The 12,002-nt window shown below is 37.6% G+C and carries 10 protein-coding genes; 8 read left to right on the top strand and 2 right to left on the bottom strand.

The window, feature by feature from the left end:
• Nucleotides 1-57: 57 nt before the first annotated feature.
• Both A3Q34_RS02850 and A3Q34_RS02855 read right to left on the bottom strand, forming a co-directional pair.
• Nucleotides 58-3,960 (bottom strand): response regulator, encoded by a 3,903-nt coding sequence (locus A3Q34_RS02850; protein WP_070373969.1) that lies wholly within the window; start codon nt 3,958-3,960, stop codon nt 58-60.
• A gap of 377 nt (nt 3,961-4,337) precedes the next feature.
• The gene (locus A3Q34_RS02855) at nt 4,338-5,936 is read right to left on the bottom strand and encodes a cation:proton antiporter domain-containing protein (RefSeq protein WP_070373970.1); all 1,599 of its coding nucleotides are present in this window, start codon (nt 5,934-5,936) and stop codon (nt 4,338-4,340) included.
• 514 nt (nt 5,937-6,450) lie between these two features.
• Between A3Q34_RS02855 and A3Q34_RS02860 the strand changes: the two genes are divergently transcribed.
• From A3Q34_RS02860 to A3Q34_RS02895, 8 genes are all read left to right on the top strand, one after another.
• On the top strand, nt 6,451-7,362 hold the full coding sequence (locus A3Q34_RS02860) for an urease accessory protein UreD (protein WP_070373971.1): 912 nt from the start codon (nt 6,451-6,453) through the stop codon (nt 7,360-7,362).
• Between the two features lie 53 nt (nt 7,363-7,415).
• On the top strand, nt 7,416-7,718 hold the full coding sequence (locus A3Q34_RS02865) for an urease subunit gamma (RefSeq protein WP_070373972.1): 303 nt from the start codon (nt 7,416-7,418) through the stop codon (nt 7,716-7,718).
• A 61-nt stretch (nt 7,719-7,779) separates the two neighbouring features.
• Nucleotides 7,780-8,085, top strand: a complete 306-nt coding sequence (locus A3Q34_RS02870) for an urease subunit beta (protein WP_070373973.1) — start codon at nt 7,780-7,782, stop codon at nt 8,083-8,085.
• Nucleotides 8,086-8,087: 2 nt separating this feature from the next.
• Nucleotides 8,088-9,791 (top strand): urease subunit alpha, encoded by a 1,704-nt coding sequence (gene ureC, locus A3Q34_RS02875; protein WP_070373974.1) that lies wholly within the window; start codon nt 8,088-8,090, stop codon nt 9,789-9,791.
• Between the two features lie 45 nt (nt 9,792-9,836).
• Nucleotides 9,837-10,289, top strand: coding sequence for an urease accessory protein UreE (locus A3Q34_RS02880; RefSeq protein ID WP_070373975.1), 453 nt, complete (start codon nt 9,837-9,839; stop codon nt 10,287-10,289).
• Nucleotides 10,279-11,016, top strand: coding sequence for an urease accessory protein UreF (locus A3Q34_RS02885; RefSeq protein WP_070373976.1), 738 nt, complete (start codon nt 10,279-10,281; stop codon nt 11,014-11,016). Before A3Q34_RS02880 ends, A3Q34_RS02885 begins: the two co-directional genes overlap by 11 nt.
• A 53-nt stretch (nt 11,017-11,069) precedes the next feature.
• Nucleotides 11,070-11,681: an urease accessory protein UreG gene (gene ureG / locus A3Q34_RS02890; RefSeq protein WP_070373977.1), complete on the top strand. Its 612-nt coding sequence runs from the start codon at nt 11,070-11,072 to the stop codon at nt 11,679-11,681.
• Nucleotides 11,682-11,774: 93 nt separating this feature from the next.
• Nucleotides 11,775-11,963, top strand: coding sequence for a hypothetical protein (locus A3Q34_RS02895; RefSeq protein WP_070373978.1), 189 nt, complete (start codon nt 11,775-11,777; stop codon nt 11,961-11,963).
• Nucleotides 11,964-12,002: the final 39 nt, after the last annotated feature.

Below are 12,002 nucleotides of genomic sequence, written 5' to 3' on the forward strand. Positions count from 1 at the left end.
ACGCGCTTTTTGTGGTTTCTTAAGCTCAATATCGGTTTGGCTTTTTATGACTGGCGGCTATTTTAATTGAAATATTTTGATTGCCTCTTTTACTTGTTCTTTGTTGATCGGTTTAACCAAATAATCATCCATCCCTGCAGACAAGCATTTCTCTTCATCTCCAACCATCGCATTGGCCGTCATAGCAACGATAGGAATACTTAAGTAACGAGCTCCTGCATTACCTTGCCTAATCGAGGCTGTCGCTTGGTAACCATCCATTTCAGGCATTTGACAGTCCATAAAAATAAAAGTAAATGGCTGGCTCTCATCACTTGCTTTAAGCTTTTCAATGGCATCCTTACCGTTAATGGCAATAACACATTGGGTTATTCCTATTTTTTTTAACACCGCCAGAGCAACCATTTGATTAACTCGATTATCTTCTACCAGTAGTAATTTAACCTTTTTTGTCCAGCTAGTATCCTCATCAGATAAACGTGTTAATTTAGCCGTGGTCACTTCACTGATGAGCTGTTTTTCAGATTCAGCTAATAAAGTGTTTAATGCTCGTTGTAAATCGGTGGTAATTACCGGTTTAGGAAAAAAACCATCAATACCACTTGCCGTGCTATCGGCTAAATTATGCTGAATGCTCATTAGCGTCATAAACATTATTTTTAGATTTTTATGCACAGGATTCAAGCGCACTGTTTTAACAAAAGCTAAAGCATCTAAGTCGGCAAGTTGTTGATTAATTATTAACAAATCATAGTAGTCATTTTCTGTTTGCTTATTAAGAGCCGTCAGCGCAGGTTGTAAGGTCGTTATGATATCAGCATCTACATGCCAACAGTTTAATTGGCGTTTAATGACGTTAGCGCAGGATTGATTTTGCTCTATCACCAGCACACGTTTGCCTTGCAAAGCTTTGACAGGTTGAGACAATAAAGAATCCGCTGATTTTTCTAACAATAAATCACAGCTAAAAGTACTACCTTCACCTGGGTTACTATCAACATCGACACTGCCTTGCATACATAAGCAAAGCTTTTTAACGATAGCAAGACCAAGCCCTGTGCCGCCATATTCTCGTGTTGTTGAAGCATCAACTTGGCTAAACACTTCAAACAATCCTTGCTGCTTATCTTTTGGTATACCGATACCAGTATCAGATATTTCAGCAATAATTCGCCAATGCGTTGTCGAGTGATTTTGCTGACATAGACGAATAACCACCTCGCCTTGTTTGGTAAACTTAATGGCATTAGCTAATAAATTGGTCAATATTTGGCGAAGTCGATTAGAATCGCCAACCACCAGCGACTCTTCAACATCAACAAGATCAACGATTAACTCTAAGCCTTTGTGCTGAGCTTGTTGCGCAAAAGATTCGGCTAAGTCACCAACCATATCTCGTAAGTTAAAACTAACATTTTCAAGTTCTAACTTATTGGCGTCTATTTTGGAAAAATCTAAAACGTCGTTAATTAATGCTAAAAGCGAGTGAGCACTTTGCTGGGCAATACCGATTCGGTGATTTTGTTCTTGGCTCAGCACAGAGTCTTTAACTAAATCAAGCATACCAATAACACCATTCATTGGTGTTCGTATTTCGTGGCTCATACTGGCAAAAAATTCATTTTTAGCGGTTACCGCCACTTCTGCTTGCTCTTTCGCTTTAATAAGCGCGATTTCATTCTCAACGATTGCGCTAACGTCATAGTTCACACCTATCATTGATATCGGTTTTTTATTACTGTCGTAACTGATAATCGCTGCTGCTTTGATATACTTTGTTTCGCCATTTGGCCATATAATTCGAAATTGTGTATCGTACTGACCGTGTAGTTCAATTGCATTAATGAATTCACGACCGGCCTTCTCGATATCTTCAGGGTGTACCCCTTTGTCCCAAACGTCTTGCGCACTTAAAGAGAGTTGACGGTCAACACCATAAAGCTTAAACATCCAATCGTCCCACTTTAATTCATTGCTAAGCAAGTTAAGTTCCCACACACCGATGCCGGCAGAGTCTGTTGCTAATCTCATTCGTTGGTTGTGTTGGCTAATACGCTGTTGGCTTATCTTTTTATCAGTAATATCTTGAAATGAGCCATACAAACGCACGCATTTTCCATCGATAAACTCAGAACGACCACGAGCAGATACCCAAATTTCTTTGCCTTTGGCGGTGACCAACTCCATATCTTCCTCGTAAGTTCTACCGTCTTTCATACACTTGGCAATTAACGCTTGTACTTTTTCTCTACTTTCTCCTTCTTTATAAAAATTAATTGCCTGAGATAGTTCGGGTTGATAGTCATTGGGCACTTCATGAATGACTTTAGTCATTTTTGACCAGTAAACATTGTTGTTAATTAGGTCAACTTCCCAGACACCAATGCGAGCTTGCTGTGCCATTTCTTCCATTAAAGATTGTTGCCCTAACAATCTATTTTTATGTTTAACACGTGTTAACTCTGCACTTATCCAATGAGAAAATAATTGAATTAGGTCTAATTCCCTTGTGGTAAATGGGCTTGCCGCTGCCTCAGGGCCAGAAAAATTTAATGTGCCAAACAGTTTGCCATCAACAGTCAGTGGCACACCAATATAGCTTTCTAAACCAAAAGCTTGATAACACGGGTGATCTTTTATTTTACTTTCACCAGCATGGTAAAAAGAAATAGGCTGGTTTGCATGTAAGGTATGAAAACAATAGGTATTGCCTAATTCAAAAATATCTCCAGGATTAATTTCATTGTTCGGAGTATGACAATAGGCAACTCGATATTCTTGCTGATGAATTTCACTGATCAACGCAAGCGGTAAATTAAATATTTGTTTTCCAAGCTCTAAAATGTTTTGAATTTTATCAACTAAGCTTTTGTCTATATCCGAGGTTATTTTATGGAGTTTATTAAGAGCCATTTCAGTTTGCTTAATACCACTAATATCGTTCTGAATAACAATAAAAGATTCGGCCTTATTATCATTGTTAATCAGTGGCACTATAGTGGTACTTAACCATAGCTCTCGGCCACCTTTAATTTTATTAATGGATTCGCCATGCCAATATTCTTTAGCGATAGCTGTTAGAAATATATTTTTATAATCATCTTGGGTATAACTTTCACCGCAGATTTCAACAACACTGTGACCAAGGATCTCTTCTTCTCGGTAACGATAAAAATCAAGAAAACGTTGATTGACTTCCGTTAAGGTACCCTTTTCATCGACACCAACTCGATAAACAATCGCGTGCTTATTTATCGCCAGCATTAACTCGACACTTTTTTGTTTAGAAAGTGAAAGTTCATGATGATAATTGCTAATGAGTCGTTGCAGCGGCCTAAAAATAAAGAAGCTGATCGCAAATAATAAGGCCATGGAGAACAGCCATAAAAACGCTTCGAGTCGCTCTATGTTAACGATACGCTGATCAGTGTGTTGCTCTATTTTGGAAACGACTAAATCTAAAGAAATCAGTAAATTATTATTAGACTCAAGATTGAATTTTTCTTTAACTATCGCCTCAGCATTCTTTTTGTTTTGAGTCAGACTAAGCGCGATAGCACTTTTAGCGAAGTGGTTGACCCGTTTATTAAGCTCAGTCGGCGCGTTAAAATACCATGAGTATAATTCACTAGGCATGCTATTAGATTCGTTAACCACCATCATAGTTAAAAGTTGCTGGTTAGTCGTAAATAATTTGACCGTATCGAAGAGATTTTTTGTCACCTTCTCATCAATTTCAGCCGTAGTTATATTGTGATAATGCTGAATGGCTAGATAAGCTATTTTTTGTGACAACATTCTTTGGCCGCCAGCAAGATTAATCGTTTCAGCATCTTTGGCTTGTTGATTAAATAATAGCATCAAACTTAAAAATGACAGGCTAATTAACACAGCAATTAACGCTATCGCTAATGAGTTACGACGTTTAATTTTCTGTTGTAGCGTTTTAATATTAGTCATATTATTGTGTTTACAATCCTTTAGCAGACCCCACGGCAATTTCAGCAATGACCTGACTATCTCTAAGACATCGAGGCTAGCTTAACCCATTAATTAATTGTCGGATATTATCTCTGCCCAAGTATAGACCCTATATTCACATTAACTAAATATTAGATCAAATAATCAATAACTTATTCAAGGTCTATTGGCTAACTTTTATTGATAAATATCTATATGGAAGTAAAGTTATAATAAATATAAAGCGGACTAAAATAATATTATTATATCTTCTACCGGTTTTAGATAGGTTTTAGTGATGAAAACTTTTGCCAATAGAATTATTACAGCCCTAATCAAGCTAAAAAATTATTGTTACTCAGGTAATAGACTTAAATTTAAACCATACTCTCTTTGACTAATAGCACCGCAGTTTCATGATGAGCATGAACAAAAACGTTAATATTAATCCCCGCGAGTGCCTTTTTTTCTTCAAGTGAATTCACTTTAACGACTAAGTTTGCCTTAGGATAGTAATCAAGTACGGCTTGGCAAATTATTTGTTTGTTCTTTAATGTGTTGACCGTAATAATGATACTAGTTGTTTGCTCTACTTTTAATGATTCAAGAACGGGCGTTTTATCTAGGTGGCCAAAATAAGCGTTATAGCCACGCTTTCTTGCCAATAATACATGTTGTAAATTATCAGAAATAATTAAAAAGTTGATGCCATTACTTGTCAGTTCTTTCGCTACAATACGACCTAAAATAGCAAAACCACAAACAATGGTGTGATTAGTCACCTTTACCGTGGTTATTTTATCGGCTTCAAAAAATTCAACAACAAAAAGTGCGGCTAATTTATAAATATTACTGACCATAAAGGGGGTTAATATCATAGATAAAACGGTAACTAATATCAGAAAACTCGCTAAATCTTTTGCTATAAGGTTTTGACTTATTGCCATAGCAAAAATCACAAAAGAAAACTCCCCTACTTGGCATAAGGCAACAGCAGATTTAATTGATTCGCTTTTATTCGATTTTTTTCTCATCAAAAAATAAATAATCGTCGCTTTTATTATCATAACAAGGACGAGTACACTCGCAACCCAATGAAGATGAGTTATAAAATACTCAACGTCTATTTTTGTGCCAATAGAAAAGAAAAAAACACCTAAAAAAAGATCTTTATATGAAGATATATCGGATTCAACTTTCATGTGAAATTTAGTTTCAGCAATAATCATCCCCGCAATGAAAGCGCCTAAAGAATAAGTAAAGCCGAGGTTATGAGCAATAATTGATGCCCCCAATACGATAGTAAATACCGATATTAAAAACAGTTCTTCCATTAGCGCATTCGATGAAAAATGCAGTAACCAAGCAATTATTTTTTTACCTATCGTGAACATAAAAATAATAATACCACTGGCATACAAAAAAGTTTTTAGCAGCACATCGGTTAGAGACAATTCATTATTTGAGAGAAAACCCATTAAGAGTAAAATAGGGATAACGGCTAAGTCTTGAAAAACCAGTATAGCAACTGATTTTTTACCGTAGGGTGTCACTATATCTTTTGATTTTTTCAGGTAAGGTAATACGATAGCTGTTGAAGATAAACTAAATGAAAGCGCAATAATTAATGAGGGGATCGGTTCAATATTAAAGAAATAAAATGCAAGTATAAAAATAACAATAGCGCTAAAGGTAACTTGGATAAAACCATTAAAAAATATCAATTCCTTCATTTTACCTAGCTTCGAAAAAGACATTTCCAAGCCAATCGTAAACATAAGAAAAACAATACCAAATTCACCAATAAGCTCAAGGGAATGAATATTGTCACTACCATTGAAATCAAAAACATTGCTTACTATGGTGCCGGTAATAATGTAACCAATAATGTGCGATATTGAGAACTTGGTTAACACTATATTGATAACGCTAGCGAGTGCTAACGAGACTGCAATAATAACAAGTATAGCGTCCATATTATCCTTTAAATTCGTCTGTTGATGTATAGTAAAATTTAACTCATTAACGTCTATGCACATTACAGACCATATAATATGAAAATTTAACATTCAAATACAATAACTTAAACAATCACTAACACACTGTTTATTTTTAATACTCAATTAATCGCTCCATTTTAAAGCGCAAGCACCATAGCGGTGCAATACCCTCCATGATTCTATTGGTGAACTAGCCACCGTGATAAGTGTTTAATTTAATTCACAGCTAAACCTTTGTCTTCTAAAGACAATAAAACCGTAAAATCATACTGACATTGTCTTTGACACCAGCGTAATAAAAAAAGTAAAAACAATAACTTAACAAAAAAAAGCCAGACTTAGATGACATTATTTTTTTAACCAATCAATCTCGTTATAACACTGAAATAATTAACTTTTATTATTTGGCGTAGTTTGTGCAAAACAACTTTAGCCATGCATCCCCTTCTACTTTCAGCGAAAGTTAGAATAAAAAGTAGCCCATATAACCATGACAGCTAAGCCAGCCATCAATAGTTTACCCATTAACCCTGTACCTAAAAATGCATGGTTTGCCAGCTTATCTTTAGAGTTTAGTTTTACATCGACTGGCACTCAACTTACCCGTACTCAACGCAATGGACCTTTAAGCGTGCAAAAAGCTTTCTACCCTGAAGGAGTCGATTGCGCACATATTTATTTGTTACACCCGCCAGCAGGCATAGTGTCAGGTGATGAATTAAACATTAACATTAAACTCAACAGACAAGCCCACAGTTTAATAACTACGCCTGGTGCTAACCGCTTTTATCGCGCTCGAACAAACCTAACAATTGGTGATCCCAAACAAGTTCAACACCTTGACATTATTCTTAACCATCAGGCGAAGTGTGAAAATTTCCCCTTAGAAACGATCGTTTATGAGGGGGCTGATGGATTTAATACTGTTGATGTTCACTTTAAAAGTGATAGCGCTTATTTAGGTTGGGATATTACCTGTTTGGGCTTACCCCTTTCAAATCAACCCTTTAAATATGGCAGTTATAGCCAATTAAACCGTATTTATTGTGAAAACACTTTAATTTATCACGATAGAATTTCGATAAAACCTAGCAATGGAGTACATCAACACATCGCAGGTTTAAATAGCCACAGTGTTTTTGCCACTTTTTTAGCTTATGCCCCAGCAGGTCTACTTAGCGATGCTGACCATAAAGCACTCGTAGCGCAATTACGTGACTGTATGGTTGAAGAAAACGCCGAAGAAAAAGTGAGTATTAGCCAAATACGCCAGTTATTAGTGATACGTTATTTAGGTGAACATAGTGAAGAATGCAAAGCACTTTTTATTAAATTATGGCAAAAAATCAGACCGGTATACCTAGAAAAACCAGCAAACATTCCGCGTATTTGGCATACCTGATCAGACACTTAATGACCCCTTACTATTAAATAAACAAACAAAGGTGCAACAGCATGGACTTACTACCAAGAGAGAAAGATAAATTATTGCTCTTTACTGCCGCATTATTAGCAGAGCGACGCTTAAAGCGTGGTGTGAAATTAAATTATCCTGAAGCTATGGCTTATATTTCAATGGAGATTATTGAAGGGGCCAGAGATGGTAAAACTGTCGCTCAAATGATGGATTATGGCCGCACGTTGTTAACCCGTGATCAAGTCATGGAAGGAGTTGCAGAATTAATTCCTGATGTACAAGTAGAAGCTACATTTCCTGATGGCACCAAACTTGTCACCGTTCATAATCCTATCATTTAACTAAACCTCTACAGAAGGTTACATAAGACCTAGTTAGACATTAAACACAAGAGAAGCAAAAATGATCCCAGGTGAAATAAAAACAGACCAAGGCGAACACGAACTCAACGTAGGCCGTGAACGATTGAAAATTACCGTGGCTAATTCAGGCGATAGACCCATTCAAGTTGGCTCTCATTATCATTTTTTTGAAGTAAACCCTGCCTTGCATTTTAATCGAGAACACGCCAAAGGTTATCGTTTAGATATCACCTCAGGTACCGCCGTTCGTTTTGAACCTGGGCAAGAACGCCAAGTAAGCCTGGTTGCCTTTCAAGGCAAACGCAGGATCTTTGGTTTTCGCGGTGAAATACAAGGAAACTTATAATCATGGCCAGTATTGATAAAAACGCCTACGCACATATGTTTGGACCAACAGTCGGTGACCGAGTTCGTTTAGCCGACACAGATTTATGGTTAGAGGTTGAAAAAGACTTCACACAATACGGTGAAGAAGTAAAGTTTGGTGGGGGAAAGGTCATTAGAGATGGCATGGGACAAAGCCAAGCATCATGCTTTGAAACCGTTGATTTAGTGATTACCAACGCCGTTATTCTTGATCACTGGGGAATTATTAAAGCTGATGTTGGTATTAAAGAAGGTCGTATCGCTATTATAGGTAAAGCAGGCAATCCTGATATTCAAGACAATATCGATATTGAAGTGGGTCCCGGCACCGAGGTTATAGCCGGCGAAGGACAAATACTGACCGCAGGCGGTATCGACGCCCATATACATTTTATTTGTCCACAACAAATAGATGAAGCACTCATGTCGGGTGTTACGACTATGATTGGTGGAGGTACAGGCCCAGCAACAGGTACTAAGGCGACGACTTGCACACCAGGTCCTTGGTATATTCATAAAATGTTGCAAGCAACAAATGATTTCCCAATGAATTTTGGTTTCTTAGGCAAAGGTAATGCAAGTTTACCACTTGCCCTAGAAGAGCAAATTGAAGCGGGTGTTTGTGGTTTAAAGCTTCATGAAGATTGGGGAACAACCCCCGCGGCAATTGATAATTGTTTATCGGTTGCCGACCGTTACGATGTTCAAATAGCGATTCATACCGATACCTTAAATGAGTCTGGTTTTGTTGAGGACACCTTAGGAGCATTTAAAGGCCGCACTATTCATACCTATCACACTGAAGGTGCTGGTGGTGGACATTCACCTGATATTATTAAAGCATGTGGTGAGGCTAATGTTTTACCGTCTTCCACCAACCCAACACGCCCTTATACCATTAATACTATTGATGAACATTTGGATATGTTAATGGTTTGCCATCATTTAGACCCGTCTATTCCTGAAGATATTGCTTTTGCTGATTCACGTATTCGCAAGGAAAGTATTGCCGCCGAAGATATTATGCATGATTTAGGCGCTATTAGTATGATCGCTTCTGATTCACAAGCCATGGGACGAGTCGGTGAAATGATCACCCGTACTTGGCAAACCGCACATAAAATGAAACAACAACGAGGGCCATTAGCTCCCGATACTGAACGAAATGATAACTTTCGTATAAAACGCTATATCGCTAAATATACTATAAACCCTGCAATTAGCCACGGCATTAGCCATGAGGTTGGCTCTATTGAGGTCGGTAAACTAGCTGATTTAGTGCTATGGAAACCGGCATTTTTTGGTATAAAACCGGCGCTAATTTTAAAATCCGGCATGATAGCAGCAGCGCCAATGGGCGATGCAAACGCGTCTATTCCAACACCGCAACCTGTCTACTTCCGCCCAATGTTTGCAGCCTATGGCAGTGCATCAGCCAAAACCTCAATGACTTTTATGTCACAAGCATCTATTGACGCTAATGTCCCTGAAAAAATAGGCATGACACGGATGATTGGTGTCTGTAAAAACACTCGAAACATTGGTAAAAACGACATGATTCATAATAGTTGGCAGCCAAAAATAGACGTTGATGCTCAAACATATGAAGTACGTGCCAATGGCGAATTATTAACCTGTGAGCCTGCAGTAACCTTGCCACTTGCACAACTTTACTGCCTATTTTAAATAAGAAATAAGTGATTCAATAAAACTAAAAGATTAGGAAATTACATGCTACAAGCACATCAGCGTTTTGACCATACTCACCATAATATAGCTGACTCAATAACGTTAGATCAAGACACCCGTAAAAAAGCACGTATTAAAGGTAAAACGGATGGTGGTTTAGACATAGGTATTTTTATGGCCCGTGGACAACCATTATTAGTCGGTGAAGTACTAAAAACTGACTGTGGATTATTCATTGAAATAAAAGGTCAAGCGGAGCCTGTATCAACCGCCATTGCAACTGACTGGTTAACCTTTTGTAAAGTTTGTTATCACTTAGGTAATCGCCACACCTCACTGCAAATAGGCGAGTTATGGGTACGTTTTAAACCCGACCACGTATTAGAAGAACTTGCACAAAAATATGGTTTAACGATTGATCATACCCCAACAATATTTGAACCTGAAAATGGTGCTTATGGCGTTGGTAGCCACGGCCACGCCCATGCACACTAAACCTGCAGTGAAACCTGTGTCACTAGTACCAGCAGAAATAACACTCGCCGAGCCGATTAAGCTTAATCGGTTATTACAGTTATGCAGCGCAAACCTACCCGTGGGCGGTTTTGCGTTTTCACAAGCATTAGAATATGGCGTTGAAATGGGTTGGTTAACATCATCAGAAACGACCGCAAGTTGGATAAAGATTAATTTAGAGGAGTCTATAGCACAAACCGACTTAGCCATTTTAAAACGGCTATTTAACGCGTTATCGATAAATAATTTTGACGACTTTAACAACTGGAATACCCATTTAATTGCTTGTCGAGAAAGTCATGAATTATTATTGGCAGATTTAGCAATGGGCAAAGCCTTAATAAGATTACTGAAACAGCTAAACAACCTTAATTTAGCCGCTTATCAAACAATAATAACCCTTAAAGAAATTAGCTTTGTTAGTGCTTTTGCGCTTTGCGCTTATGTCTTTAAGTTAGATTTAATTTCAGCACAAAGTGGTTACTGCTGGACATACATCGACAATCAAGTCGCGGCAGCGACAAAATTAGTGCCTCTTGGGCAAACTCAGGCACAAAACCTCCTATTTGAATTAACTGAACAGACGCCATTAATTATTGAAAAATCAAACGGTATTTCAGATAACGATATTGGTGCCAGTCTGCCGCACTTAGCCATGGCAAGTGCTTGGCATGAAACACAATATTCACGACTTTTTCGTTCTTAATATATTAAGTTGATTAATAACATGCTTTATAAAAATAAAAAGAGAAATAAAAAATGATAAAACAAGTTTTACGCATTGGTGTTGGCGGCCCGGTAGGCTCAGGAAAAACCGCATTATTACGACAGCTATGTCTAGCGCTACGTAATCAATATGATATGGCAGTGGTCACCAACGATATTTATACGCGTGAAGATGCTGAATTTTTAACTAAAAATGACGCTCTCGCAGCAGACAGAATTATCGGCGTTGAAACCGGTGGCTGTCCTCATACGGCGATTCGCGAAGATGCCTCAATGAACCTGGCAGCCATTGACGAACTACAAGAGCTTCACCCTACTCTAGACTTTGTATTAATTGAAAGTGGCGGTGACAACTTAAGCGCAACGTTTAGCCCTGAACTTTCCGATTTAACCCTTTATGTTATTGATGTTTCAGCCGGAGATAAAATCCCACGTAAAGGAGGTCCGGGTATCACTAAGTCTGATTTATTAATTATTAATAAAATAGATGTTGCTGATTTAGTCGGCGCATCACTTGAGGTGATGGATAGAGATACTAAAAAAATGCGCGGTGATAAACCCTTTGTTTTCTCAAATATGAAAACACAACAAGGTTTGGCCGAGATCATAGCCTTTATCGAAAAAGAAGGCATGTTGCAGATGTAATGTTTGCGATAACGACTTCATTATCTATAGCTAGTAAACAACAAAAATTAAATATTAAACATTAAACATTAAACATTAAAAAAAGGATTAACCATGAAATTTATAACCTTACTTGTCAGTTTTATTTACCTCTTTTCGGCGCAAGCATTCGCCCATGATGATCACGGTTTGGGTGAAGGCTCTTTTCATGCATTTTATCATGCTATTTTTTGGACTATATTTGTCCTAGTTGTCTATAAAGCCGCGGTATGGTTTAACGATAAGCGCTCACAAAAAAACTAATATCCTTTAAGTGTGAATAGGACACCACAGATAAATATA

The sequence above is a fragment of the Colwellia sp. PAMC 20917 genome (assembly GCF_001767295.1).
In the GTDB taxonomy this organism is placed as follows: domain Bacteria; phylum Pseudomonadota; class Gammaproteobacteria; order Enterobacterales; family Alteromonadaceae; genus Colwellia_A.

What these genes read in the sequence shown, in the direction of transcription:
- A3Q34_RS02870 (WP_070373973.1), top strand. Translation starts at nt 7,780, where the DNA reads ATGATCCCAGGTGAAATAAAAACAGACCAAGGCGAACACGAACTCAAC.
- ureG (WP_070373977.1), top strand. Translation starts at nt 11,070, where the DNA reads ATGATAAAACAAGTTTTACGCATTGGTGTTGGCGGCCCGGTAGGCTCA.
- A3Q34_RS02880 (WP_070373975.1), top strand. Translation starts at nt 9,837, where the DNA reads ATGCTACAAGCACATCAGCGTTTTGACCATACTCACCATAATATAGCT.
- A3Q34_RS02850 (WP_070373969.1), bottom strand. Translation starts at nt 3,960, where the DNA reads ATGACTAATATTAAAACGCTACAACAGAAAATTAAACGTCGTAACTCA.
- A3Q34_RS02855 (WP_070373970.1), bottom strand. Translation starts at nt 5,936, where the DNA reads ATGGACGCTATACTTGTTATTATTGCAGTCTCGTTAGCACTCGCTAGC.
- A3Q34_RS02885 (WP_070373976.1), top strand. Translation starts at nt 10,279, where the DNA reads ATGCACACTAAACCTGCAGTGAAACCTGTGTCACTAGTACCAGCAGAA.
- ureC (WP_070373974.1), top strand. Translation starts at nt 8,088, where the DNA reads ATGGCCAGTATTGATAAAAACGCCTACGCACATATGTTTGGACCAACA.
- A3Q34_RS02895 (WP_070373978.1), top strand. Translation starts at nt 11,775, where the DNA reads ATGAAATTTATAACCTTACTTGTCAGTTTTATTTACCTCTTTTCGGCG.
- A3Q34_RS02860 (WP_070373971.1), top strand. Translation starts at nt 6,451, where the DNA reads ATGACAGCTAAGCCAGCCATCAATAGTTTACCCATTAACCCTGTACCT.
- A3Q34_RS02865 (WP_070373972.1), top strand. Translation starts at nt 7,416, where the DNA reads ATGGACTTACTACCAAGAGAGAAAGATAAATTATTGCTCTTTACTGCC.